20 protein-coding genes are annotated in these 25,846 nt (G+C 49.9%); 3 read left to right on the top strand and 17 right to left on the bottom strand.

Annotation, left to right across the window (positions count from 1 at the left end; translation table 11 throughout):
• Positions 1-184: 184 nt before the first annotated feature.
• On the top strand, positions 185-1,633 hold the full coding sequence (cls, locus tag H2R00_RS17355) for a cardiolipin synthase (RefSeq protein ID WP_182071105.1): 1,449 nt from the start codon (positions 185-187) through the stop codon (positions 1,631-1,633).
• A 53-nt stretch (positions 1,634-1,686) separates the two neighbouring features.
• Here the strand turns inward: cls and H2R00_RS17350 are convergent, their stop codons facing one another.
• From H2R00_RS17350 to btr, 12 genes are all read right to left on the bottom strand, one after another.
• The gene (locus H2R00_RS17350) at positions 1,687-3,120 is read right to left on the bottom strand and encodes an MDR family MFS transporter (protein WP_182069938.1); all 1,434 of its coding nucleotides are present in this window, start codon (positions 3,118-3,120) and stop codon (positions 1,687-1,689) included.
• Positions 3,117-3,341: an MbtH family protein gene (locus H2R00_RS17345; RefSeq protein WP_154998286.1), complete on the bottom strand. Its 225-nt coding sequence runs from the start codon at positions 3,339-3,341 to the stop codon at positions 3,117-3,119. The genes H2R00_RS17350 and H2R00_RS17345 overlap by 4 nt, the downstream gene beginning before the upstream one ends.
• A 12-nt stretch (positions 3,342-3,353) precedes the next feature.
• A complete protein-coding gene (locus tag H2R00_RS17340) occupies positions 3,354-10,511 on the bottom strand; it encodes a non-ribosomal peptide synthetase (RefSeq protein ID WP_182069937.1) in 7,158 nt (2,385 codons plus the stop codon).
• Positions 10,512-10,525: 14 nt separating this feature from the next.
• A complete protein-coding gene (locus H2R00_RS17335; RefSeq protein WP_154998282.1) occupies positions 10,526-11,452 on the bottom strand; it encodes an isochorismatase family protein in 927 nt (308 codons plus the stop codon).
• 25 nt (positions 11,453-11,477) lie between these two features.
• On the bottom strand, positions 11,478-13,100 hold the full coding sequence (locus tag H2R00_RS17330; RefSeq protein WP_182069936.1) for a (2,3-dihydroxybenzoyl)adenylate synthase: 1,623 nt from the start codon (positions 13,098-13,100) through the stop codon (positions 11,478-11,480).
• Between the two features lie 14 nt (positions 13,101-13,114).
• Positions 13,115-14,305, bottom strand: coding sequence for an isochorismate synthase DhbC (gene dhbC / locus H2R00_RS17325; RefSeq protein ID WP_244958339.1), 1,191 nt, complete (start codon positions 14,303-14,305; stop codon positions 13,115-13,117).
• 24 nt (positions 14,306-14,329) lie between these two features.
• Positions 14,330-15,109, bottom strand: coding sequence for a 2,3-dihydro-2,3-dihydroxybenzoate dehydrogenase (locus tag H2R00_RS17320; protein ID WP_234112361.1), 780 nt, complete (start codon positions 15,107-15,109; stop codon positions 14,330-14,332).
• Between the two features lie 220 nt (positions 15,110-15,329).
• Positions 15,330-16,178, bottom strand: a complete 849-nt coding sequence (locus tag H2R00_RS17315) for an alpha/beta hydrolase (protein WP_182069933.1) — start codon at positions 16,176-16,178, stop codon at positions 15,330-15,332.
• Between the two features lie 39 nt (positions 16,179-16,217).
• The gene (locus H2R00_RS17310) at positions 16,218-17,237 is read right to left on the bottom strand and encodes a FecCD family ABC transporter permease (protein ID WP_154999350.1); all 1,020 of its coding nucleotides are present in this window, start codon (positions 17,235-17,237) and stop codon (positions 16,218-16,220) included.
• Positions 17,230-18,234 (bottom strand): FecCD family ABC transporter permease, encoded by a 1,005-nt coding sequence (locus H2R00_RS17305; RefSeq protein WP_182069932.1) that lies wholly within the window; start codon positions 18,232-18,234, stop codon positions 17,230-17,232. Before H2R00_RS17305 ends, H2R00_RS17310 begins: the two co-directional genes overlap by 8 nt.
• A gap of 17 nt (positions 18,235-18,251) precedes the next feature.
• Positions 18,252-19,208, bottom strand: coding sequence for an iron-hydroxamate ABC transporter substrate-binding protein (locus H2R00_RS17300; RefSeq protein WP_154999352.1), 957 nt, complete (start codon positions 19,206-19,208; stop codon positions 18,252-18,254).
• Positions 19,209-19,299: 91 nt separating this feature from the next.
• A complete protein-coding gene (gene btr, locus H2R00_RS17295) occupies positions 19,300-20,895 on the bottom strand; it encodes a bacillibactin transport transcriptional regulator Btr (RefSeq protein WP_182069931.1) in 1,596 nt (531 codons plus the stop codon).
• 333 nt (positions 20,896-21,228) lie between these two features.
• On the opposite strand from btr, the gene H2R00_RS17290 reads away from it, so the two are divergent.
• A complete protein-coding gene (locus H2R00_RS17290; protein ID WP_234112363.1) occupies positions 21,229-21,615 on the top strand; it encodes a DUF5362 family protein in 387 nt (128 codons plus the stop codon).
• Between the two features lie 43 nt (positions 21,616-21,658).
• On the opposite strand, the gene H2R00_RS17285 is transcribed toward H2R00_RS17290, so the two are convergent.
• Positions 21,659-22,300: an NAD(P)-dependent oxidoreductase gene (locus H2R00_RS17285; RefSeq protein WP_154999355.1), complete on the bottom strand. Its 642-nt coding sequence runs from the start codon at positions 22,298-22,300 to the stop codon at positions 21,659-21,661.
• Positions 22,301-22,374: 74 nt separating this feature from the next.
• On the bottom strand, positions 22,375-22,776 hold the full coding sequence (locus H2R00_RS17280; protein ID WP_020453242.1) for an Rrf2 family transcriptional regulator: 402 nt from the start codon (positions 22,774-22,776) through the stop codon (positions 22,375-22,377).
• Between the two features lie 175 nt (positions 22,777-22,951).
• On the opposite strand from H2R00_RS17280, the gene H2R00_RS17275 reads away from it, so the two are divergent.
• A complete protein-coding gene (locus tag H2R00_RS17275) occupies positions 22,952-23,335 on the top strand; it encodes a GRAM domain-containing protein (RefSeq protein WP_234112364.1) in 384 nt (127 codons plus the stop codon).
• A 38-nt stretch (positions 23,336-23,373) separates the two neighbouring features.
• Here the strand turns inward: H2R00_RS17275 and H2R00_RS17270 are convergent, their stop codons facing one another.
• From H2R00_RS17270 to fdhD, 3 genes are all read right to left on the bottom strand, one after another.
• Positions 23,374-23,853 (bottom strand): hypothetical protein, encoded by a 480-nt coding sequence (locus H2R00_RS17270; RefSeq protein ID WP_182069930.1) that lies wholly within the window; start codon positions 23,851-23,853, stop codon positions 23,374-23,376.
• 150 nt (positions 23,854-24,003) lie between these two features.
• The gene (moaA, locus tag H2R00_RS17265; RefSeq protein WP_182069929.1) at positions 24,004-25,029 is read right to left on the bottom strand and encodes a GTP 3',8-cyclase MoaA; all 1,026 of its coding nucleotides are present in this window, start codon (positions 25,027-25,029) and stop codon (positions 24,004-24,006) included.
• 15 nt (positions 25,030-25,044) lie between these two features.
• Positions 25,045-25,836, bottom strand: a complete 792-nt coding sequence (gene fdhD, locus H2R00_RS17260; protein WP_182069928.1) for a formate dehydrogenase accessory sulfurtransferase FdhD — start codon at positions 25,834-25,836, stop codon at positions 25,045-25,047.
• Positions 25,837-25,846: the final 10 nt, after the last annotated feature.

Below are 25,846 nucleotides of genomic sequence, written 5' to 3'. Positions count from 1 at the left end.
GTATATCGTAACTTAGATCCAACATGTTTTACAGTTTTTTGCCTTCCTCCCTTTTTCTTAGAAACTTTCCGGCTGCCGCCCCGTATAACATGAGATAGTTGCTTGAAAGGGGAGTAACTGTTATAAATGGAATGTATAAATACAAATCCGTCTTGTGAGGTTCAATATGGATATTATTAAAAATATCAGCATCACATCGATATTTCTCGGCTTTATATTAGTTTTAAACACGCTATTGGCAATCGTTGTGATCTTTAGGGAACGCCGGGATGCAAGCTCCTCCTGGGCCTGGCTCTTGGTACTCTTCTTTATTCCAGTTCTCGGTTTTATCCTTTATTTGCTCTTCGGCCACAATTTGAGCAGGAATCACCTTTTTCAATGGGAAGACCGAAAGAGGATCGGGATGGAAAAAATATTGGAACAGCAGCTGACCAAGCTGAAAAACCGCGAGTTTGAATTTCGCAATAAAGCGACGGCGGACAGCAAAGACTTGATTTATATGCACATTCTGAATAACCACGCCGTTTTTACGGAAGACAATGCGGTCGAGCTGTTAACGGACGGACGCCAGAAATTCGACAGACTGCTTCGCGACATTGAAAACGCCAAAGACCATATTCATCTTCAATATTATATTTATAAAGGCGATGAGATTGGCAAAAAGCTGCGGGACGCGTTGATCAAAAAAGCTAAAGAAGGCGTTGAAGTCCGCGTTTTGTATGATGAATTGGGCTCAAGAAGCCTCAGGAAAAGCTTTTTCAAAGAGCTGAAAAAGGCGGGAGGATTTGTCGAAGTCTTTTTCCCGTCGCGCTTTAAGTTTATCAATTTGCGCATGAATTACCGCAACCACCGCAAACTCGTCATTATCGACGGCGTCATCGGCTATGTCGGAGGATTTAATGTCGGGGACGAATACCTCGGTCTGAATCCGGCCTTTGGCTATTGGCGGGACACGCACCTGAGAATCAAAGGAACGGCGGTCCATTCGATTCAAACGCGTTTTATCCTGGATTGGAATCAGGCCTCGCACCATCACGACATTACATATATGCCAAACCACTTTCCTGACATCGATTCCCACGGAAACATCGGCATGCAAATCGTCACCAGCGGCCCCGATTCAGAATGGGAGCAGATTAAAAACGGCTATATTAAAATGATATCAACGGCAAAGCGGTCCATTCTTATACAGACGCCTTATTTTATTCCGGACGCAAGCCTGCTCGATGCCCTCAGGATCGCTTGTCTATCCGGCGTTGACGTCAGAATCATGATTCCTAACAAACCCGACCATCCGTTTGTGTACTGGGCAACCTATTCTTACATCGGCGAACTTTTAAAAGCCGGCGCCTCCGTATTTATTTACGATAACGGGTTTATCCATGCGAAAACGATCGTTGTAGATGAAGAAATTTCATCGGTCGGCACGGCAAATATTGATATGCGAAGCTTCAAGCTCAATTTTGAAGTCAATGCTTTTTTATATGATGAGGAAATTGCGAGAAGCCTTGTCCTATCATTTGAAAAAGATCTGCAAGTGTCAAGGGAGCTGACCTTTGAGGAATATTTAAACAGAAGCAAATCGATCCGCTTCAAAGAAGCCATTTCGATCCTGCTGTCGCCGATTTTATAGCGTACAATTCATGCTGTTAAAAAAATCCTCCCGGAAACGGGAGGATTTTTGCTTTACTTACCGGAAGCTGCCACACCTTTGGATGCTGCAGCATGCCTGTCCATTTGGCGGCCTGTGTCAGCGTCCTTGAGCTTGAGTGCGATGAAAAATGCTGCTATGAGGAAGCCGGCTGCACTGAGCAAAGCGGTTCGGTAGGCTGATAAATCAGGCTCTATGCCTGCGCCGGGCTGACTGAGCACGGCAAGGACGCACGACATGACGGCAACTCCAAAAGCAGATCCGAGCCGGTTTTGTACATTAAACAGCGTCGTGGCCCGGCCCATTGAGGATGATGAAATGTTGGCAAAACAAACAACCTGCGCCGCACCAACCGCATGCCCCAGGAAGAAGCCCGCCAAAAACAGCAGCAGCCTGAGAAGCCAGAGATTTGACCCGTATCCAGTCAGGCTCAGCAGCCCAAACAGCACTGCAGCACCTAACAGCGCAACGGAAATAACCCGCCGCGGCCCGAGCTTTGCCAACGACCTCGGCATCAGCTGGGATGCCAGCATCAAGCCTAATGCTTCGGGAAACGTGATCAGGGCAGTATCGGTCGCAGAGTAGCCGAGTGCTTCCTGACACAACAGCGGAAATATATAGAGCATGCCAAGCAGTCCGCCTGCTGTCAAAAGCGAAATGACGCTCATCATTCCAAAAACCCGGTCCTTCAATAAGCGCAGCTCAATCAACGGATGCTCAGCCTTCAGCTCGACAAAAACGAGAATGACGAGGAGAATCATTCCCCCGGCTCCTGAAGCAAGCACATCCGGAGAGCTGGAGCCGCGCACAGGCCCCTGGCTGAGTGCAAAAACTGCCAAGGCCATTCCCGGCGCCGCCAAAAGGAATCCAAGCCAATCAAATCTGCCCGCTTCCGGCTCCAAATGTTCATGAAGATACAACAGGCCAAACAGCAGAATGATCATCCCGATCGGAATATTAATGTAAAAAATCCAGCGCCATGACAGCTGATCTGTCAGAAACCCGCTGATGATCGGCCCAACCGCAGGCGCGACAGCAATCGGAAGAACGAGAACTCTCGAGATTTTGGCCCGTTCATGCGGAGGAAACGTCCTGAACAAGATCGCCATTCCCACCGGTGTAATCAACCCCCCGCCGGCTCCCTGGATCACGCGAAATACGTTTAATGCCGCCAGATTGTCAGCGATTCCGCATAATGCGGATGCAGCCGTAAATATCGAAAGTGCGGCTAGGAAAACACGCTTTGTCCCAAAGCGGTCCCCAAGCCAGCCGGCTGCGGGAAGACAGACCGCCAAGCTGACTAAGTATCCGATGTTAACTGTGCCTGCAGCAGACGGTAATGTTTGAAATTCGTTCATGATGGCAGGCAATGCCATGTTGATGACACTCGCATCCATTGCAGCCATAAACATGGCCGTTACATATACAATGCTGACTACCGTCCTTTGATTGAACGGCCTTCTATTCATTGCTGACCGCCGTGTACTTCTGCAGCCTGTTTTAAGCTGTTCGGCGAGAGATCGGTCCAATTCGAGCTGATATAGTCCATACAGGCGCTGCGGCTCGTTTTCCCGCAGACAATCTCCCATCCTGCCGGAATATGAATGAAGGCGGGCCAGAGTGAATACTGGCCTTCCTCATTCATTAACACAACATATGTGCCGTGTTCATTTTCAAAAGGATTTGTCATCGTTATCTCTCCCTACTTATCCGTATCTTTTTTCAAGTCGTCCAACTTTTCCGCAACCTGACGTCCGATTTGTGCCAGCGGCTCCGGCTGGCACAAATCTTTATGCCGGCAATCCATATCATGAATATCAATGTTTCCGTTCAGATAAGGAAGCCACGACTCCGGATCGATCGGATCAAACCATTCCGGTATCACGGTTGATTTGAAAAACAGGATATCGCCATGAAAGACGCGGGGCTTATATTCCCTTAAAATCCGGACGGAATTCACATACGTCTCCTTTAAATTCAAGATCGCAGCCTCATCCAGGCTGGCAAGCGCACTGCCGTCGCGGCGCAGAATATCGATCGCACTGGAAAGGTTCAGCGGTTCCCCGTCAAGGCTGTCCGGATCGTATCCTCCCAATGCCAAGAGGGCAATCAATGCTTCCTGCTCATCAGGCGCATCTTTAATTGGAAGGAAGTGATTCGGGTAAGCATCAAGCATGACAAGAAGCGATATGTCTTCCCCTTGTTCCTGCAGCTGAGTTGCGATCGCATGCACAACATTCCCTCCGAGCGACCAGCCGAGAAGACGATAAGGGCCTGTTGGCTGAATCGTACGAATGTGCCGGATATAATCAGCTGCCATGTCGTCGAGCGTATCAGGAAGCGCTTCCTGCCTTGCGATCCCGCGGGCTTGAAGGCCATATATCGGGTATTCCTTGCCGAGTGCCGTCATTAAACCTGCATAACACCAGCTGAGTCCCCCGGCCGGGTGCACACAGAACAGGGGATCTTGACTGCCTCCGGTTCTCAGCGGAAGCAGTACATCCAGCGCACTTTGCCTGCCGCCGGATTCAAGCCGTTCAGCAAGTCCGCTGACAGTAGGCGCTTCAAGCAGGTCGCCGATGCCAAGTTCGACTCCGAGCGCTTCACGAATGCGGCTCATCAGCTGTACCGCGAGCAGAGAATGCCCGCCGAGTTCGAAGAATCCGTCATCAATACCAACTCGCGGCACATTGAGGATTTCTGAAAAAAGATCGCACAAGATTTCTTCCTGCGGTGTTCTTGGCCCCCGCCCTTTAACAGCCGCGGCAAAATCAGGCTCAGGCAGCGCTTTTCGATCCAGCTTGCCATTTGGAGTCAATGGCAGTTCTGCAATTTTCACAAATGCGGAAGGCACCATGTACTCCGGCAGAGTGCCTGCTGCAAACCGGCGCAGCTCAGCCGGATCGGTTTCTTCTTCAGACGCCGGGACAACGTAAGCGATCAGGCGTTTGTCGCCGGGCTGGTCTTCCCTTACAACTACAGCAGCTTGATTCACTCTGTGATGGCGGACAAGCACTGCTTCTATCTCGCCGAGTTCGATTCTGAAACCGCGAATCTTGATCTGCTGGTCGGCCCGCCCCATATAATCAAGAGAGCCGTCTTGGCGCCTGCGGGCAAGATCACCGGTACGGTACATCCGGGTTCCCGGCGGACCAAACGGATCAGCGACAAAGCGGTCTGCCGTCAAATCGGGTCTGCCCAAGTAACCCCGTGCGAGACCGCCCCCGGATACATACATCTCTCCGGTGACGCCCGCGGGCACCGGTTCAAGGTATTCATCAAGCACATATACACCTAAATCGGGAATCCCTTGACCGATCAGGCTGTTCGCTTGAAGTGCTGCAGTCTGCTGATCGAGGGAAATATAGCTGACATGTACAGTCGTTTCTGTAATTCCGTACATATTAATCAGCCGCGGGAAATGATCCGGGTGGCGTTCATACCAATCTTCAAGCCTCTTCAACTCGAGCGCTTCCCCTCCAAAAATAATAAAACGCAAAGAAAGGAGCTTTCCAGTCTCAGCATTGTCCCGATCAGCCTGCATCAATTGATAAAATGCGGAAGGGGTTTGATTGAGCACAGTTACTCCCTCGCGAACAAGAAGATTGAGAAATTCGGCCGGCGAGCGGCTGATTGTATGAGGCACCACGACAAGCCGGCCCCCATTGAGCAACGCTCCCCAAATTTCCCATACCGAAAAGTCAAATGCGTAAGAGTGAAACATCGTCCAAACGTCGTCAGAACCGAAATGGAACCATTGGTCAGTCGCTCCGAACAGCCGCACGACATTTTGATGCGGAACGACCACCCCTTTCGGCTTTCCGGTCGAACCGGATGTGTAAATGACATACGCCGGATGAAGAGGCAGCAAAGGCGCGGTGCGGTCGGCATCACTCGGATTCCCAGCAGCACATCCTTTCAGCTCCTCTTGTATACAAGGATCATCAAGTACAATCCGTTCAACAGATCCGGGAACAGAAAGGTTTGATTCAACCGCTGAACTCGTTACAATGCAGGCAGGATGTGCATCATTCAACATAAACGCTATCCTTTCTGCCGGGTAGTCCGGATCTAGAGGCACATATGCCGCGCCAGCTTTCAGCACTGCAAGCAATCCGACAACCATATCCAAAGATCTTGGCAGCGCCAGGGCAGTAAATTGTTCGGGACCGACCCCTTTGGCGATCAGGAAATGAGCAAGCCGGTTGGCGAGTTTATTGAGCTCTCCGTATGTGAGCGCGTCATTTTCACAAATAACCGCAACGGCTTCCGGGTCTTTTGCCGCCTGTTTTTCAAACAAAACGGGCAAAGATGAACAAGGTACGTTGTTGGACGATTTGCTCCAATCAGCCAGCATGTTTTCACGTTCGGCTGGAAGGAGAATATCGAGTCTTCCGATCGGCTGATCAGGGTCGTCTGCTGCTGAATCGAGCAGCGTGACAAGGCGTTCCGCCAATGTTTGAACCGTATTTCGTTCAAATAAATCTGTGCTGTATTCCAGAAATCCACCGATACCTGCAGGTGTTCCGTCCGCTTTTCGATGTTCGCGAAGCTCAATCGTCAAATCAAATTTGGCTGCGCCGACGCTGCGAATTTCAATGTCTGACTTGAGGCCGGAAAGGTGAAGCTCAGGTTCAGGCGTATTTTGAAAGGCGAGCATGATTTGGAACAGCGGGTGTCTCGCTCTAGACCTGCGAGGATTGAGCACTTCAACAAGGCGCTCGAACGGAAGATCCTGATGCTCATATGCTGCAAGGTTTACTTTTCTAACCCTGTTCAGAAGCTCCCGAAAACTTGGATTACCCGATGTATCCGTTCGAAGCACAAGCGTATTAACGAACAATCCGACAATTCCGCCTAATGCATCATCGTTTCTTCCCGCTATCGGACTGCCGAGCGGAATGTCATGACCTGCTCCGAGCCGTGTCAGCAGTGCGGCAAGGGCCGACTGCAATATCATGAACATGCTGACTCCGGTGCTGCGGGACAAACCGAGCAGACGGCCGTGCAGCTGTTCGTCAATGCTGAGATCAATCGTGCCGCCTCTGTAGCTTGATTCCGACGGACGCGGGTGATCAGTCGGGAGCTCCAGCTGATCAGGCAGATGTTCCAATGCCTTTGACCAATACTCGAGCTGCTTGGCAATCAGACTGTCCGGATTGTTCTCACTGCCAAGCAGATGTTCCTGCCATACGGCATAGTCGGCATATTGTATAGAAAGCGGCTCCCAAACAGGTGCCTCACCATGCAAACGCGCATTGTAGGCGGTTTCCAAATCACGGGTCAGCGGCATTAAAGACCAGCCGTCGCCAACCATATGGTGCAAAAGCAGAAGAAGAACAAATTTGTCCGGTTCGAGTACGAATAGCTGGGCGCGAAACGGAGGTTCCTTTTCTAAATGGAAACGGTGCCGGACGGCCTCAGCCAGAACTTTTTCCAACTCATGTTCGCTGACATGGGATACAGCGAGTTCGGGACGCGCTTGATCCGCTTCCAATATCAGCTGGTGTGTTGTCCCTTGCTGATCCGGGAAAATTGTTCGAAGCGGCTCATGTCTTGCTGCCACATCACCCAGAGCGGCTGCCAGCGCCTCTTGGTCCAAACCTCCGGTTAAATGAACGACAACCGGAATATTATAGGTCGGGCTCGGTCCTTCCAAACAGTGCAAAAACCATAGGCGCCGCTGGGCGAAGGACAGCGGAATCTCCTGCCGGCGCTCTCTTTTACGCAATGCCGGACGGGCGCTCTGCGCCTGATCAAGCTGTTTGGCAAGTCCGGCGGCTGTGGGTTCATCGAATAAACGGCCGATCCCGAGTTCGACGCTGAGCGTTTCCCGAATACGACCGACGAGCCTGCCTGCCAGAAGCGAATGTCCGCCGAGATCAAAAAAGCTGTCATCAATACTGACTCGCGGCACCCCCAGCACCTCAGCGAATAAATCACACAATATTTCCTCTTGCGGAGTCCTTGGCTCGCGTCCGCCTGTATGCATACTCAACGCCGGAGCCGGCAGGGATTTGCGGTCAAGCTTTCCGTTCGGCGTAAGCGGCAGTTCATCAAGTATGACAAATGCAGACGGAATCATATAGTCGGGCAGTGTCTCACCAACGTAGCGGCGAAGCTCGGCAGGATCAAGGCTTTCTCCCGAAGCGGGAACGGCATACGCAAATATACGCGGGTCACCGGGCTGGTCTTCACGAACGATAGCAGCAGCTTGTTTAACAACCGGATGATTTGCAAGCACCGCTTCTATTTCTCCCATTTCAATGCGGAATCCGCGAATTTTGACCTGATGGTCCGCACGGCCGATATAATCAAGCGACCCGTCTTCGCGCCAGCGTACGAGGTCGCCTGTCCGGTACATCCGCGATCCAGGCGGCCCGTATGGATTCGCAATAAAGCGTTCAGCCGTGAGAGCATGGCGGTTCAAGTAGCCGCGCGCTACCCCTGTTCCTGCCACATAAAGTTCTCCAGCCGTTCCCGGAGGCACGGGCTGCAATCCGGCGTCTAGAACATACAGCTGCGTATACCAAATCGCACGGCCGATCCCCGGAGGTTCTGTGCAGTTGCCTTCCAGCGCGGCGGCTGTAGACCAAATCGTTGTTTCCGTCGGTCCATAAAGGTTCGTTAATGTGCATCCGAGCTGCTGCAATTGCCGGGCCAGGCTCGCTTGCAAAGCTTCACCGCCGACAAGCGCACGAAGACCTTTGAGCTTTTCCGGGGCGCTTGAGGCCAAAGCATGCCAGAGGGTCGGTGTAGCCTGCATCATTGTGATTCCGTATGTTTCAATCATTTTGGCCAGTGCGGACGGATCTTGTACCGTTTCCTTCTCGGCAAGAACGACTGCTGACCCGCTGATCAGCGGCAAATAAATTTCGAGTGCTGAGATGTCGAATGCAATTGTAGTGACGGCCAGCAGTCGGTCATCTTGATTAAGCAGGAACATATCCTGCATTGACAGCAAAAAATTGAATAAGCTTTCAGCTTGTACAACCACGCCTTTAGGCCTGCCGGTTGATCCCGACGTATAAATCATATATGCCGGCTGAGCACCGGAAGTCTGTCTGCCGGGATTTTCTTCAGAACAGCCGGAGATTTTCTCCATAACAGTTTGTTCATCGAGGATTAACTTCGGCATTTGGGAACTGATCGTGTCTTGTGCTTCCTTGCTGGTGATGACAAGCAACGGCTGTGCATCGTTGAGCATATACTCGATCCTGTCAGCTGGATAATCGGGGTCTATAGGTAAATAAGCCGCTCCAGTCTTGAGAACGGCGAGCATGCTGATAACCATTTCCGCTGAGCGCGGCAACGCCAAAGCAACGAATGTCTCGGGTTTCGCCCCCTGATTGGTCAGCAGATGAGCCAGTTGATTTGTCCTTTTATTTAATTCAGAATAGGTGAGAACCTCATCATTGCAAACAACTGCCGGAGATTCAGGGCACTCCTTCGCCATCCTTTCAAATCGTTGCGGAAGACTCTCATTGGGAAGAACGTGTTCTGTTAGATTCCATTCGATCAATATTTGAGCGCGTTCTTCCGGGAGAAGAATGTCCAACGTCCCCACCGGCTGAGTTTGTTCGCAATCGGCAATCGTTTTCAGAAGAGTAAGAAAACGATGAGCGTGATGTTCAAGTTCATCCGCATGATAAACAGCAGGGTTTGCATCCATGTTTACTTTTAATCCGCCTCCGTCCGGGCGGCCGTAAATGTTGATTGACAGATCGTCCACAGGTCCTGTGGCAAGATTATGCACGATGCCTTGACAGCCGGCAAAATTCAAGCGGTTCTCAAAAGGCATCAAATTAAGCTGCGGACCGAACAGCCGCTGGTTTTCGCCAAGCAGCTTGAGATCCCGGCGCAGTTCTTCGTGGCGGTAATGCTGATGGCGCCGCAGCTTCATCATCTCCGCTGAGATTTGCTTGACTAGCTCTCCTACGCTCATTTCCGGCTGCATGCCAATCCGAAGCGGAAGGAGATTCATGACCATTCCCGGAATATGGAGAGCGGCTGACCCGAGGCGGCACATCATCGGCATCCCGAGAACGACGTCATTTGCCCCAGTCAGGCGATGAACATAAATTGCGGCTGCTGCCATCACGGTTTCGTGCCAAGTTGCCCCCATTCTGCTTGCGGCAGACAGAAGACGATCAGCATGCTCACTTGGCAGGTATTCAGACCTGCGAAGAAAACTTGAAGAGGTGCGCGGCGCCCTTTCGGCAAGACTGACCACCTCCGGTTCATCGCTGAAACGCTCTAGCCAAAATCGCCGATCCTCCTGATACTGTTCTGATGCAAGGTAAGCCGTTTCCTCCGCGAAAATCAAATCGAGGGAGCCAAAGGCTCCACTCTGGTCAATCGATTTGTTCTGCATCAATGCGGTATATATTTTTGACAGCCGCTCGGCGATCAATGTAAAGCTGAACCCGTCTGTTGCGATATGGTGAGTTCGTTGATACCAGAAGTAATGATCTTGCGCAGCTTTGAAAAGCGCTTCTGTAAAAAGCGGGCCGCAAGTCAGATCAACCGGACAGGAAAGATCATCCTTCATCCAGCTTTTAGCCGCCTGTTCCGGATCGGTTTCTGAGCTGACATCAATGTAATGAAGCGGAAAATCTGGCGACGGAACGATCACTTGCCACGGTCCGTCTTGATCTTCTCCAAATCTGGCATGCAGTGATTCAGCTTCTTTAATGACATGGCGCAGCGCTTTCTCGAAAAGCTCTTGATCAAGCGGGCCTTTAATTTCAACGTATTCAGCTGTATTGTAGATCGGATTTTCCGGATCAAGCTGCTGAGCAAACCAAATGCCGGCTTGCGCTCCTGATAATGGCTTTCGGTTATGTTGACATTCAAGCATTAAGGTGACCTCCTTCATTGATAGTCTGCATTTGGCAAGGGTGCTTCTTTAGAAGAGGACAACAGTCTCCACCAGTTTTCAATCGAAGGGTCCTCCGCAAGCTCCACAAATGATACCTCCCGCCCGGCTCGGCGCCAGCGCTCTGCGAGGCTCATGATTCTCACGGAATCAAGTCCCCTGTAAATCAAATTTTCGCTGTCGCTTATCTTTTCCGGCGATTCAAGAAGAAGCGATGCAACCTGTTCGCGAATGATCTGTTTTGTCAGTGCGTGAGAGCTTTCTTTTGCGTGTTCATCGCTTCCGTCATCTTTCAGTTGGCTCAGAAGCTGTTCCGCAGTGATTGTGACGCTGCAGCGGTCAGCTGCGTATGTGATGGCCATTTCATGATGCTTTAATGAGAAATCTGCCACCGCATCGCCGACAAAAAACGTTTCAATATCTTGCATAAACGCATCACATGCCGTCATCAGGCAACCGATATGGGCATAGATCCCGGTGATGATGAGCTGATCCCGACCTTGTTCCTTTAGCACACCTAAAAGGTTGGTTTTTCTGAAAGCATTGTACCTCCACTTTGTCAGAACGATGTCGTCTTCATTCGGTTTCAACTCATCCACGATCTTCTGCTCATCGGGATCAGGACCGATTCCGGGTCCCCAAAAGTCTTGGAGAAGCCCCCTTTCTTCCGGTGTCTGGGCGCCTGGTTGAGCCGTGAAAATAACCGGTATGCCAAGCTCGGCACATCGCTTCCGAAGCTTCTTGATATTAGCAAGCAGATCTGTTACCGGAGACTCGCCGTAACGGTAAGCGTTGAGAAAATATTGCTGCATGTCATGGATGAGAAGGGCAGCACGCTTCGGATGAGGAGTCCATGACACCTTGTTTTTCGGCATATTTGATGCTTCTGGCATTTGGTACGGTAAGATGGCAGGAATGGCCATCAAATCACATCCTCTCATTTTTTTATCATCTGACATTCTCAGCTGCAGACATTTTTTCAGCAATCGCTGTACGCAGTTCTTTTTTGCTGACTTTTCCTACGCCTGTCTGCGGGAATGCTTCAACCATTTCCACCCGATCGGGTATTTTGTAGGCTGCAAGGCCCCTTTCTCTCAAAAACGATTGCAATTCAGCCTGAGTCGGTGCAGCGTCGCGAGGGATAATATATGCACACGATCTTTCGCCGAGAAATTGATCCGGCATTGAGACAACCGCTGCATCGAGTACGGCCGGATGTGCGAGCAGGTGGTTTTCCACTTCTTCCGCGGCAACCTTCTCCCCGCCTCTGTTAATCTGGTCTTTAGCTCGTCCTTCAACAATCAAATAGCCTGATGAGTTGACTTTGACCAAGTCTCCCGTACGGTAAAATCCGTCTTCAGTGAACGCTTTCGCATTATGCTCCTCAGCCTTGTAATAGCCGCGGATTGTATAAGGACCTCTAGTCAGCAGCTCCCCGGTCTGTCCGGGTCCAAGTTCGCGTCCTTCTTCATCCACAATTTTAATCTCGTCAAACGGAGACATCGGTCTGCCTTGGGTGTGAACGATCGTGTCTTCAGGATCATCAAGTCTGGTATAGTTGACCAGACCTTCTGCCATGCCATAAACCTGCTGCAGTTTGCAGCCAAACACCGATGTGACGCGTCTGGCAGCTTCGGCACTGAATTTCGCTCCGCCGACTTGAAGGACCTGGAGGCTTGACAAGTCGTCCCGGCGTGACGGAGCAGCTTCAAGCCAGATTAGCGCCAGCGGCGGTACTAGTCCCGTGATCGTTACCCTCTCCTTATCGATCAGAGGGAAGGTTTCATCCGGGCTGCCTCCTGACGCAAGGACGACTCGGCCTCCCGCATACAGCGTACCGAGCACTCCCGGCGAACTGAGCGGATAATTGTGAGCGATCGGGAGAGCGGCAAGATACACGCTGTTGTGATCGAGCCTGCAAATCTCTGCGCTGACCCTCAAGCTGTAAATATAATCATCATGTGTCCTCGGGATCAGTTTGGACAGACCTGTGCTTCCCCCTGACAACTGAAGAAAGGCGACATTTTCTGAATGGACGTTTTGTGGAGGTGCCGGCTGATCATAAAGGCCCGCCAGCGCTTCAAACTCCTCCGGTTCGCCGGCGACAATGACATGACGAAGCCCTCGCAGCTTTCCCTTTACCTGCCTTGCCAGCTTGCGGTAGTCAAACCTTGCGTGACGATCGGGAATAATGTAGGCAGCAGCTTCAGAAAACTCGCAAAAATACGTGATCTCGCTATGCCGGTGCGATGGAAGCGCAAAGACAGGCAGAGCTCCGATCCGGAAGAGCGCAAAGCAAACTTCAAAAAACTCGATGATATTCGGCAGCTGGACAACGACGCGATCATTTTTTTTGATCCCAAGCTTTAATAGACCGCCAGCCAAAGAGTCAGCTCTCTCGTCTAATTCACGATAGCTTAAATGGGTATCTCCGTATGTAAGGGCAATGCGGCTGCCGTATTTTTCAGCCCGCTCCCTCAGCATTCCTCCAAATGTTTCACCTCGCCAGCATCCCTCCTTCCGATATTTATCCGCAAACTCCTTCGGCCATGTCGGGCATCCTTTCAACATCTTTTATCCCTCCGTTATTCACTGTTCATTCCCATTGCAAGAAGCATTGTCCGAAGCTTTGCAGACGTTTCGGCAAGTTCGTCTTCAGGCTTCGACCCGGCGACAATTCCGGCTCCTGCGTACAGCCGCAACGCGTGTTCCTCCGCCTCAGCACAGCGAATCGTTACGACCCATTCTCCGTCACCTTCCGCGTCGCACCAGCCGACCATACCTGTGAAAAACCCGCGGTCAAACGGCTCAATCTGTTTAATCGCTTCTTTCGCCGCATTCGTTGGCGTGCCGCAGACAGCGGGCGTCGGGTGAAGGGCAGAGGCGAGCTCCAATGATGATACAGAAAGGTCTGTAAGCTCTCCCTTCAATTCCGTTGAAAGATGCCACATCGTCGGCGTGCTGATGAGAGACGGTTCCGGCACCTCCAGCTTTCGGCAAAACGGCCTGAGCGCGGAAGCAACCGCTTCGACAACGACCGCATGTTCGTGACGGTCTTTAGGAGAAGCAAGCAGTTCAGCCGCCCGTCTTCGATCTTCTTCGGGATCATCGCTCCGAGGTCTTGAGCCTGCTAAAGGATTTGCCGTAACGCGGAACCCGGACCGCGATACAAGCAGCTCGGGACTTGCGCCTATCAAAGTGGTACGAGGCGCTTCAGATGTCTGCCCGGTTAAGTCAACGGCGAAGGTGTACCCGCTTGTATTGCGGCGGGCAAGATTTCGCAGCAATTGACCGATATCGACTTTGATCGGCGAGGTCAGCAGCAATGACCGGGAAAGGACGATCTTGCTGAATTCTCCTGCTGCTATACCTGCCAATCCTTGTCTGACCCCGGTCATATACGCTTCCGGGCTTGGAATCTGCTCGATATCATAAGGGTACAGGGCAGGTTCAGGCTCCTCTTTACCATCTTCTTCACATGTCAGCGGCCCTGCATGCCACGCTTCGACCGGCACGGTTAACTGCGCCGGCTTTGCATCATCAAACGGCACAGCTCCGACCACAATCGGGTTTTTCTGCCCGTTCTCCCTAGCTTTTTTCAGAACTTCCTCTGCCCGCTGCGCAAGGCTTTGCTCTTCCGTTTGAGAAACAGAAGCCAAGACACCTTCCGCCAGAATGGTCCGCTCAGGGGAAGAGAAAAAGAATGAAGCACCGGCCTGATATTGCTTTAACAGCTGATCTGCAAGCGCTTCTGACACGACATGACGTTCTATCATCATTAAAACCTCCTTTAGATTGAATCAGGCTCCAAGCGTTGCTCCGCCATCGACGCGCAAATCGTGCATCGTAATGTGACGAGCCCCGTCAGACAGCAAAAATACTACAGCATCTGCAATATCTGCCGGCGAAGCCAATTTTCCGAGCGGGATTCCCGTTTTGAATGTTTCAAGCGATCCTTCAATGACGCCTTGCGCAGCTTCCTCACCCTGCCATAGCGACCGCTGCATCGGCGTATCCGTTGATCCGGGCGATACGATATTGCAGCGGATGTTGTACTCGGCAAGTTCAAGGCCGAGACATTTCGTAAACATTAAAGCAGCAGCCTTGGAGGCCGCGTAGGCGGCCATATGCATCCGCGGCACAGCGGCCGCATTTGATCCGACAGTCACGATCGCTCCAGTCCTGCGCGGAATCATCCGGCGGGCGACGGCACGCGATACGTTAAAAACCCCGGTGGAGTTGACGCTGAACGTCTTCTCCCAATCTTCATCACTCAATGAATGGATCAGACCTGTTCTGAGAACGCCGGCTACATTGACAAGCATGTCTATCGGACCGATCTCGCGTTCAACATGGGCGATAAGCTGCTCGACGGCGGCACTGCCGCCCACATCCGCGGCAAAACCGGAACCCTGCAGGTCTTTTTGTTCAAGTTCGGCTTCAAGTTCAAGCAGCCCTTTTCGATTTTGATCAGCTGCTGCAACAAACACCCCGCGTTCAGCAAGCGACAGGGCCACTTCTTTGCCGATTCCTTGCGAAGCCCCAGTCACCAAAGCAACCTTGCCTTTCACTCTTATCATTTCCTTTCTAAAAAGCGGCAGCGCCCGAGTCTTAAAAAGTCTCTGCCGGCTAAAATTCTAATTGATAATGATAATCATTATCGTTTAAAAATATAATATACCAATAAATGCAAACGGTCAAATCGTTTTCGATTGTTTATCCGTATCAATGCTCATGGTATATTATCTGTTATCCATTCTTATCTTTTTTAAAGCTCGGGGCGCCGGAAGCGCCCCGCTGTCAATCAGGCTTGAAGACAAACTGGAGCGCTCTGCTGATTAACACAGGCAGAACCGATATATGACCTTCCCCTTTAAATTCATGGTATTCCGCGCGAACCCCCTGGTTTTCCAAGGAGGCCAAGCGGTCGGCCAGCCTTTTTGCATTGTCGTTCATCCCGCTTTTATGCGTCTTTTCAAGCTCTCCGGCCCCAAGCAATACCTTTACATCGCCATCCGCTTCTTGCAATTTCGATATAAAGTCATGCTCTTCATCAAAAAATGACGGATGCCAATGGATGGACGGGCTGCCGGCGATATATGTTTGAAATAGGGCCGGTTTTGTAAACAGGGTCTGCAGAACAAAAAGTCCGCCAAGGGAATGACCGAAAATCGCCTGCCTTTTCATATCAATCTGGAATTCATGTTCGATCTCCGGCTTTAACTGCTGTTCGATGAAGGACAGAAAAGCTTTCGCCCCGCCCGGCTCAGGCCAGTCTGCTCCATCGGGTCTCCTGGGCAGCTCAGCGCCCGAATCCGGCAGAGTAAAATCGTAATACCGCCCCCGGTCAAAGGGAGCGTCGGTTTCATAGCCGATGCCGACGATAACGGCCGGCACGACGCCGGTTTTATCGGGACGGCGCGACTGCATCCGCAATGCCTCCACCATCGTTCCAAACACGGAATTGGCGTCAAGCAGATAAATCACGGGATATCCTGCGGGCGGCTTTTCCCCAAATGGTTTCGCAATAAAAATCCGGTATGTGCGACTCCCATCCGGAGAACGCATGCACCGCTGTTCTGTCCCCGGTATCGCCACCGGAATACATTCAGCAGCATTGACAGACTGCTGAAGTTTTTCTTGAGCCATGTCATTCTCCCTTCCCCTCTTTGTAGAGCTAAAAACCGTCTAATGAACCGTCTTTTTTTGTTTAAACAGTAAAAATAAGAAGTACGGCACACCGAAAATGGCAAGAATGATACCCGCCGGCACCTCGGACGGCTGGAACAGCAGCTTTCCGGCAAAATCGGCGCACAATACGAGAAACATCCCGATCAATCCGCTTAACAGCAATGAGTGGCGGTGCAGGACGCCGGCGAGCCTCCGCGAAATGTGCGGAGCAATCAGGCCGACAAATGCCATGCTCCCCGAGATAGCCACACAGGCGCTGATGATGCCGACACAAGCCGTTAGCAGCACTACTTTTTCAACATTCGCGGATACGCCGAGACTCTTCACCGTATCTTCATGAAAGCGAATGGTATCGAGCAGGCCGGACTTTGTCAGCAGGAATGGAATGAGAAGCAGCAGCCACGGCAGTGCCGCTTGAATATACGTCCAATTCGCCGACCAGATGCTTCCGTTTTTCCAAACCATGGCCATTTCGTGGTCATTCGGATTCATCTTCAATGACAGGTACAGCGAAACAGCGCTGAAACCCGAATTAATCGCGATTCCAACGAGAATAATCCTGCCCGAATCCAAGTTGCCGCCGTGCCAGGCAAAGATAAAAATGAATATTGCCGCCAAAATGCCCCCGATCAAGCCGAAGAATGGCATCCCCATTGCAGCGAGCAGGCTTGTCGTTTCGGTCTGGCCTTGAAAGATCAGCATGTAGCCGACGATCGCCGCCCCCGCACCTGCATTAATCCCCAGGATTCCCGGGTCAGCCAGTCCGTTCCTTGTCATCGCCTGGATGACGGAACCGGCAATGCCGAGCCCAAGACCCACGAGTGCTGCCGTCACAATCCTTGGAAGACGCAGCTCAAACAGGAGAATGGCGTATTGCTCATTCGGGTTGATGTGAAGCAATGTTGATAACAGCTCAGCCGGATGTACGGCAAACGATCCTACTGTTATGCTGAGATAACAGATTGTGAGAATCAGCACAATAAAAACAGCATAGATGACTGCAACCTTTTTAGGCACGCTGCTCCCCTCCTTTTCTTTTGATCAAATAAAGGAAGAAAGGAACGCCGATCACCGAAGTAACGACTTCAATCGGTGTCTCAAACGGATAGTTGATCAGCCGGCTGAGAAGATCGGCCAGCGTCAAAAAAACGCCGCCGAGAACGCAGGAGCACGGGATCAGCCGGCTGTAATCCGATCCGACGAGAAAACGCGTAATGTGCGGCACGACCAGTCCGACAAAAGCAATTTTTCCCGCCATGGCGACGGAGCAGCCTGTCAGAACGACGACCGCTGCCATCGCTGTCCATTTGACGGCCTGCTTTTTCTGGCCGAGGCTTTCGGAAATGTCGTCCCCCAATGATAAAGCTGTCACTTTTTTGCTGAGAGAGAGCGCCAGAATGATGCCGATCACAAAAAACGGCACGGCATACTTCAGCAGCTCGGGATTCAATTGATGCAGCCTCGCGCTGTACCAGAAGCTGACGTCCTGGGAAATTTGAAAGTAAATCGATATCGCCGCAGACAGACTGCTGAGCAGCATGCTTGTTACCGTCCCGATTATGGCAAGTTGAACCGGCATAAAACCGTTTGGAATCACCGAGGCGAGACCGAAGACAAGGCCGGCGCCGACGGCTGATCCGATAAACGAATAGCCCATCATCTCCAGAGAGGATGAACCCGGAATCACCACCATCAACAGCGTGATCACAAACGCTGACCCGTCGGAAACGCCCATAATCGACGGGGAAGCCAAGTAATTTCGGGTGACACCCTGCATAAGCGCACCGGACACCGCCAGCGCCGCTCCGATTAAAAGAGCGCCGGCAGCGCGCGGAAGGCGGGAATGCCAAATGATTTGATGATCTGTGTTGCCCGGATCAAAATGCAGCAGCGCCGAAAAAATCACCTCGGGCTCAAGCTGTTTTGCACCGTAACATACCGATAGAAAAACAGACAGCAGTATGGCAAACGGAGCGGCGATCATAATGACGCGGGTCATTTGCTTTGAATGCATAGCTCAAGGAACCTTTTCTATTTGTTCTGCGCTAATTTCTCAGCTGCAGCCTTTAAAAATTCAACCTTGCTCCATGCCGTGCCGCCCTGCGCAAGCGGGTCTACAGCATTGACAAATACACGGTCATTTTTCACTGCAGAAATGCTTTTCCAAATTGGATTTTTCTCTAGATCTTTCAGCGCATTCGGATTGTCGGCATTCTCATCGTCTGAGAATTGGACAAACATATAGTCCGGATTCATTTCGCTCAGTTTTTCTAAAGAAACTAACTCCTGGGCTTTTGCCGCCTTGACTTCTTTTGGAGCTGTGAAGCCGAGCTCACCGTATAATGTGGAATTGAAGAATACGTCTTCCGGATAGATAAAGACATTGCCTTTTCTGATTCTGACTACGAGCGCTTTTGTATCTTTTGCCGTTTTCTCAAGCTTTGTTTTAGCTTCCTTAAGGTCTGCTTCATAATCCGAAATAATCTGCTTCGCTTTATCTTCTTTGCCTGTCAGTTCAGCCAGCAGCTTTAAATTGTCTTTCCAGTTTGAAGAAACGTGGGAAACAGGAATCGTCGTCGCGATGTTATCGAGTTTTTTCACCACTTTATCGGGAAATTTCGTTGAAGCCAGGATGACATCCGGTTTCAGCTCAAGGATTTTCTCCAGGTTCGGCTCCATTTTTTCGCCGACAGCGGTTGCTTTGTCAGTAATGCTCTTAAACAGGTCCGGGAACTTTCCGGAGAAGGAAATGGCACCGGCTGGGTGAACATCCAGAAGCTTGGCATCTTCCATCGATTCCACGCTTCCCGTAATGACGATTTGTTCGGCCGGGATCTTCACCTTGTATGTATGATCGAGGTACTCGATGCTCTTCTCAGCTGACGCTGTGCTCTTGCCATCGCCGCCCGCCTTTTCTTTGCTGTTCCCGCATCCCGCTGCGCTAAACGCAAGAAGGAGAATAAATAATAAGATTGATATTTTTCTCATCTGACTGAGACCCCCTGATTTAATTGATAACTATTATCAATTAAAATTATAGGTAAGCCTCTCCGATAACACCATGGATAATATCCGGCAATTAAAATGGATTTTTTCCGGACAAGAGCCGAACCGCCTGGCGAATGATTCGTTCATGGCTGCATGCGGAGTATTCCCGCCAAGGATCCGAATTCACCTGATACACCCGGTGATGCCGCACCGCTTTCAAATCCTGCCATGCAGCCGACTGCTGCAGCTCCCGGTAGAATGCCAGCGTCTCGGGCTCTTTAAAAACGAAAATCATGATGATATCCGGCTGATATGCCGCGATCGTTTCGATCGACACGGACCGGTCAGTCGGTTCTTTCAGCGATACAGCCGATTCAAAGCCAAGGTCGCCGAAAAATACATCTTGAACAGAGCGGTTATGCGCCAGATAAATCTCGTGTTTATGCAGGCGCAAAAACAAAAAGCTTCGGCGTCCGCAGATCGGATAAAGCGTTTCTTTCGCGGTCTCGGTGAGACGCTGGTAAGACAGCAGCCATTTCTGAGCCTCCGCTTCTTCATCCAAATGGGATGCGGTCAGCATAAAATGCCTTCTCCATTGTTCCTGTGAAGGCAAAAAGAAAACATCGGCGATCGACTGGAGTTGTTCCCGTTCCTCGTGAGACACGCTGTCCATGCTGATAATGAGCTCAGGGGCAGCCGATGACAATGTCCGCAGGTTTTCTTCCCACGGCTCGTGAAAGCGGTAAGCGCTCAGATGGATCGGAATATCTGCCGCGTAATGCTTATAGTAATACGATGTCCACTTCGGATGCAGGGAAGCGGCGTAAGGAATGAGGTGAAGCGGTATAAGCTGTCCGATCGTATTCTGGCCGTAGGCCGCCAGTTTCCTGCGCCTTTTTTTCATATAAACGGTCGGGGATAAACCAGTATGCTTCTTAAATGTCCTGCTGAAATAAAATTCATCCTGATACCCGATTTGGCTTGAGATTTCCCTCAGCTTGTAGGTTGCTTTCGCCATCAGCTGCTTCGCTTTCGTCATCCTCGTCTCAGTGATAAACTCTGTCACGCTTCGACCGTACAGCTTTTTGAACGTTTCGCTGTAATGCTTCGCGCTGATTCCGGCCATTTGCGCGAGTTGATCAAGCGTCAGGTGTGCATCTGAATGCTCTTCAATATACTCCTTTGTTTTTCCTATGGCTGATGCGGTGTTTTCGGGATGAGTCAGTTTAGCCGAATAGATATCGTACAAAAGCTGCTGCAGGTCTGCTTGGCATTTCAGCTCCTGGAGCGCTGAAGAAGCCGGCCATAAGGCGGAAAGTTCCTGAAGGCGGGAAGCCAGATTTCCGACAGAATGGACATTCATCATCTGAAGTTCGGAAAAAGCGTCAGGGTCGGTGTCTGCTTCAAGCGTCAGGCGGCGGTCGTCATAGCTGTAGGGCTGCAGCCTGATGAGATACCCGCTGATTTCAGCTGTTGAAGCTGTGATTCCGAATGTTTCATAAGGCGGAACAATATACAGCGTTTCTTTTTGGAGCGGCCTGCCTGATGCCTGTATATCGATTCTCCCTTCACCCTTCAAGTGAAAGATCAAAACGAAAGAGTCTGCCAGCTGCTGTTCATCCGGAAGATCGCCGGGCTTTCTTATATGATCGATTTGTAAGAGACGATAGAAATAAGAAGATTTCATAGAAAAACCGCCTTTCTTAACACCAGTAATATCACAAAAATAAAAATGCCCCTAAAACAATATGGTAAATTGGTTGCGGGGTTCTGGTCCGGCACAAAATACCAGTTTGCAAGGTGCATTTCACATCACTTATTGCTGATATGATTCTTACGATTTACTATAACACAGTCGCTTTTATTGTGGAATAATGTTGTCAGAGCGGCCATCTGCCCAATGTACACTTTAAAATATAATAAAAAATCAATACTTATCATTTCAATATCTTTTTGCCTAGTGTATAACTATAGAGAAATTACTATATTTACAGGGAAGGCGTGAATTCTTATTTTGGAAATGACAGACAGCATGAAAAAATCGCTTGATGCGATTGCAAAATGGGGAAAAATAACCGGGGTTTTTATGATTATCGGCGGAGGCATCTATGCCTTTTTCGGAATTTCTTTGCTTATCATCGGAGCCGCTCCAGGTGTGCTGATGATTTTTTCGGGGATCTACCTTCTAAAATCGGCAAACGCCGCTCAGAAAATGAGTGATGACATGCCGCAAGAACCGCATGAAGCCTTGCTTGATAACTATGTGAAGTTTATGAAATGGCAATTTTTCTTCTTACTATCCAATATTGTGATCTTCATTTTATGCATAGTCGCCTTTTTCTTCCTGATCTTTTTAGGTATTCTTACCGATTTACACAGCGGATACGATCCTTATTATTACGAATGATGATCAAAAGCCTGTCTCGGGAATTGACCGAGACAGGCTTTTATTATTCGGCTTCTCCGACAACGGTGAAACGCTCATTGATATGCTCGCCTTTTTCAGCCTCGTCCACCACTGCAATAGCATAGTCTGCATAGCTGATGTAGCTTTCTCCGGCGGTGTTTACGATGAAGTTTTCCTGACCTTTTTGATATGAACCTGTCCGCTTTCCTTCCGGGTTGAAAAATGCCGCCGGGCTGATGAACGTCCATTTTAGTCCGCCCGCTTCTTTCAAATCCTGAAGGTTCTGCCCCTGATTTTTAGCCGTCGGCAAGTATTCTTTAGGAAACTCAGGCGTATCGTACAGCTGGGTTGTTTTTTCTTTATCAACATAAAGGCTGCCTGCCCCGCCTACAACTATTAATCTTGTTTCAGGAACCTGCTTAAACAATTCAATCAGCTTTCTTCCAGCTTCAACATGGAGATGCTCCTGCCCTGGAGCCGCGCCGAATGCATTGACGACAACATCCAGTCCTTTGATGTCTGCCGCTGTCAGGTTGAAAATGTCTTTTTCAACGACAGCTGTACCGCTGTCCGCCACTTTTGACGCACTTCTGACAATTGCCGTCACTTCGTGTCCTCTTTCTGACGCTTCTTTTAAAATCATGCTGCCCGCTTTACCGCTTGCACCGATAATACCGATTTTCATAATCGCTTCCTCCAATAATTTGATTATTTGTAACAAAATTAGTTACATGTTGATGATGAAACATCATCTCTTGTTTAAAAGAGATGAGTTAAGACGTCTTTAAGAGACTTGCTGGCCAATTCGTTCTCCATCGCCTGCTGAACGCTGTGAAACGTTTGGTCAAGCGTTGTTTGAATTTGTCTTCCAACCGGGCAGTTTGGATTCGGCTTGTCATGAATCGCAAACAATTCTTCTTGTGGCTGAACCGCGCGGTAAATATCCAGCAGAGATATATCTTCAGGATCTCTTTTCAGGGTTGCCCCGGCCACTCCCGGCCGCGACGTCAGAATACCGCCTTTTTTGAGCTGGCTGATCATGCGCCTGATCACAACCGGGTTCGTATTGACGCTCCCGGCGATCATTTCCGAAGATTCCCGCGGATTTGCGGCGATTAAAGACAAAATATGAATGGCCACTGAAAGACGGGTGTTCACCATAAGTTTTCACCACCGATGTAATTATTATAGTTACAGGGGAAGTTTTTTGTCAACTCTTATCATATCCTTAATGATCATAAGAATAAATAAAATTTTTTTCAAATCACCCTCACGTCTCACTTCGGAACTTTTTCACAGGCTCTTTCGTATTTACTGATGAAAGGAGTGTTTTTCAATGAAAGAGATAGCAGAAGGAAAAGCAGCTTTGCATACCAGGCTTGAGCCGAATGAAGAGATCAGATCTATTATTCTTTGCGCTTATAACGCGAGACTGTCTGCACGTTACACTCCTTACAGAGGCGTGCTTGCGGCCACTGACAGGCGGCTCATGTTTTACTCTTCTCTGTTTGGCGCCCCTTTTCACCTTGACATCCGCTATGATACCATCTCCTCGTTTCGCCGCGAAAAAGGGCTGGTAACAAGAGGCGATCATCTCGTCGTGATGAACAACGGGGATCGAGAAGCATTTCAATATTTTAGCGGTTGTGATCCTTTGGAAACATTCATCGAATCCGTTCGAAAGCTAAAGAAGCTGCCTGAAGACATGATGCATGTCTGAAAAACGCCGGCTCCGGGATATGCCCGCAGCCGGCATGCTCAGTTATTAATCTCGTACTTCTCCCCATACCTCAGCACTTTATAAATTGCCATTCCATCAGAAAGATGATTTTCGGAATATCTCACGGGAATCAAAGCAAAAAATACATAATAGGTTGAAAAGTAAACAAACTGGTAGAAAAAAATATTTTCGGGTATGATGTCTTTGATAATAAGCAAATTGATAATAAAAATAGACATTAAGTTAAACAGTGATCCGCCGGCATAAATCATCGCATTCGTAAAACGGTTATCGTATTTTAGATCTCCGTATTTGCAGAAGGAATCCATGAAGTAAACACTTCTGATTTGCACGGGGCCGATTTTTAGCAATTTTTTGCCCATCCCGATTTCAAGCGAAGATTTCCCGCCGAACAACACCGCCATGACGCTGTGGCCCAAGACATGAAGCACCGACACGGCGGGAAAAACGATTAAGAACGACCAGAAGAACTTGACAATATCCTGCAGTCCGAACATTCAATCATCCTTTCTGTTTCAGGCCATGTTTTTTAAAAAGTTTCCGCTTTTCCCCCGTATCAAACCTGTCAATATGCAAGTCAAACATACCTCCGGAGCATGAAAAAACCGCCCATCTTTTCAATGGACGGCCTTCCCAAAAGCAGTCAATTATCCTCCTATATAGGACATCTCAACCTTTTTCCGCGGAGCCGCTTTTGAAAGAGCGCGGTCGAGCGAATACTGATCATCGCGATTCCGCCAAACGGTGCTGATCGCCTCAGCCAGCTCCTGATCGGTCTTCCCGCTTCTGATCAGGGTTCTTAAATCAAACCCGCTTGATGCGAAAAGACATGTGAAAAGCTCGCCTTTCGCCGATAGTCTTGCTCTGTTGCATGTGCTGCAAAAAGCATCGGATACAGAAGAGATAAAACCGATTTCTCCTGAGCCGTCCACGTATCGGTACCGTTTGGCGACTTCTCCTTTGTAGTTAGGGTCGATCGGTTCAACCGGCATGTCTTCATTGATGATCCGGATGATATCCGCTTTTGTCACCACTGACTGACGGTTCCATTCATTTGTGTTTCCGACATCCATAAACTCTATAAACCGCAAAATATGGCCTTTTTCTTTAAAATAGCGGGCCATCGGCAAAATATCCTTTTCATTTACCCCTTTTTGGACGACCATGTTGATCTTGACGCCGAGTCCAGCCTCTTTCGCCGCTTCAATTCCGGCCAGCACCTTGCTGACGGAGACACCTCTGCCGTTGATCGCTTTGAAACGCTCGTCATCCAGGGAATCCAGGCTGACCGTCACCCGTTTCAGCCCCGCTTTTTTCAGCTTGTCAGCGTAAACCGGCAGCAAAACGCCGTTCGTCGTCATCGCAATATCGCGAATCCCTTTAATCCCTGCAAGCTTCCCGACTAATTCAGGCATATCTTTTCTCATCAGCGGCTCGCCGCCGGTAAGGCGGATTTTTTCCACCCCGAACTGATGAACAAACAGCTTGGCCAATCGTTCAAGCTCTTCAAAGGACAACAGTTCGCCTTTTGGCAAAAACGGATAATCCTGTCCAAAGATTTCGGCAGGCATACAATACGTACATCTTAAGTTGCAGCGGTCGGTGACAGAAATTCTTAAATCCCGAAGCGGCCGGCTTTTCTGATCCAAAACTTGTTCACTGTTGGTGCTCACGCCTGTTGCCTCCTTTTATGTTAACTGAATTCGTTCGTGATGCGTGTATACATTGAATGACCGGTTTCTCGCAAAACCAATCGTCATGATATTCAGCTCCTCCGCCATCTGAATGGCCAGCTCGGTCGGCGCCGACTTTGAAATGACCGCGGAAACCCCGATTTTCGCGGCTTTAAGCAGCACTTCCGAAGAAATTCTGCCGCTGAATACGATCAGCTTGTCGCGCACGGGAACCTGATGAAGCAAACAATATCCGTACAATTTATCAAGCGCATTATGCCTTCCGATATCAGATCTGACTGCAATCAGCTTGTCGGTGGTGCACAAAGCGGCATTATGAACGCCCCCCGTATGGTGAAAAAGCTTGCTGTTTTTCTGCATGTCGCGCATCAGCTTCAAACAGTTCTCAGGCTTAATGGTCACGCCGTCAATCGCCGTTTTTGCGGTTTTGACGTCCTGTTGGAAATAAAAATGCCGCCCTTTTCCGCAGCAGGAGCCGATTACCCGCTTTGTGTAATCCTTCAGCTGCAGCTTTTTTGAGCTGACAAGGTCGACATATGCGAACCCGAGACTTTCGTCTATTGTAAACCTTTTAATCTCATTTTTAAATCGGATCACCCCTTCAGATGCGAGAAATCCGATCACCAGTTCTTCCAGGCTGTCCGGCGAACAAACAAGCGTGACAAATTCCTCGCCGTTCACCATGACAGTCAGGGGGAATTCCGTCGCCATCTGATCTTCTTGCTGCGCCAGTTCTCCATTATCATAACGGAAAATGTTTCGGCTTGTTGTGATGTTTTTCCCCATGAATAACCCC

The organism is Bacillus haynesii (genome assembly GCF_014042035.1).
Lineage (GTDB): Bacteria > Bacillota > Bacilli > Bacillales > Bacillaceae > Bacillus > Bacillus haynesii.
This window is presented reverse-complemented; position numbering and strand designations above follow the sequence as displayed.

What these genes read in the sequence shown, in the direction of transcription:
- H2R00_RS17335 (WP_154998282.1), bottom strand. Translation starts at nt 11,452, where the DNA reads ATGGCCATTCCTGCCATCTTACCGTACCAAATGCCAGAAGCATCAAAT.
- H2R00_RS17275 (WP_234112364.1), top strand. Translation starts at nt 22,952, where the DNA reads ATGAAAGAGATAGCAGAAGGAAAAGCAGCTTTGCATACCAGGCTTGAG.
- H2R00_RS17315 (WP_182069933.1), bottom strand. Translation starts at nt 16,178, where the DNA reads ATGGCTCAAGAAAAACTTCAGCAGTCTGTCAATGCTGCTGAATGTATT.
- H2R00_RS17285 (WP_154999355.1), bottom strand. Translation starts at nt 22,300, where the DNA reads ATGAAAATCGGTATTATCGGTGCAAGCGGTAAAGCGGGCAGCATGATT.
- H2R00_RS17330 (WP_182069936.1), bottom strand. Translation starts at nt 13,100, where the DNA reads ATGTTGAAAGGATGCCCGACATGGCCGAAGGAGTTTGCGGATAAATAT.
- H2R00_RS17340 (WP_182069937.1), bottom strand. Translation starts at nt 10,511, where the DNA reads ATGCTTGAATGTCAACATAACCGAAAGCCATTATCAGGAGCGCAAGCC.
- H2R00_RS17350 (WP_182069938.1), bottom strand. Translation starts at nt 3,120, where the DNA reads ATGAATAGAAGGCCGTTCAATCAAAGGACGGTAGTCAGCATTGTATAT.
- H2R00_RS17280 (WP_020453242.1), bottom strand. Translation starts at nt 22,776, where the DNA reads ATGGTGAACACCCGTCTTTCAGTGGCCATTCATATTTTGTCTTTAATC.
- H2R00_RS17270 (WP_182069930.1), bottom strand. Translation starts at nt 23,853, where the DNA reads ATGTTCGGACTGCAGGATATTGTCAAGTTCTTCTGGTCGTTCTTAATC.
- H2R00_RS17320 (WP_234112361.1), bottom strand. Translation starts at nt 15,109, where the DNA reads ATGATAAGAGTGAAAGGCAAGGTTGCTTTGGTGACTGGGGCTTCGCAA.
- H2R00_RS17300 (WP_154999352.1), bottom strand. Translation starts at nt 19,208, where the DNA reads ATGAGAAAAATATCAATCTTATTATTTATTCTCCTTCTTGCGTTTAGC.
- dhbC (WP_244958339.1), bottom strand. Translation starts at nt 14,305, where the DNA reads ATGATAGAACGTCATGTCGTGTCAGAAGCGCTTGCAGATCAGCTGTTA.
- H2R00_RS17305 (WP_182069932.1), bottom strand. Translation starts at nt 18,234, where the DNA reads ATGCATTCAAAGCAAATGACCCGCGTCATTATGATCGCCGCTCCGTTT.
- H2R00_RS17290 (WP_234112363.1), top strand. Translation starts at nt 21,229, where the DNA reads ATGACAGACAGCATGAAAAAATCGCTTGATGCGATTGCAAAATGGGGA.
- H2R00_RS17345 (WP_154998286.1), bottom strand. Translation starts at nt 3,341, where the DNA reads ATGACAAATCCTTTTGAAAATGAACACGGCACATATGTTGTGTTAATG.
- btr (WP_182069931.1), bottom strand. Translation starts at nt 20,895, where the DNA reads ATGAAATCTTCTTATTTCTATCGTCTCTTACAAATCGATCATATAAGA.
- fdhD (WP_182069928.1), bottom strand. Translation starts at nt 25,836, where the DNA reads ATGGGGAAAAACATCACAACAAGCCGAAACATTTTCCGTTATGATAAT.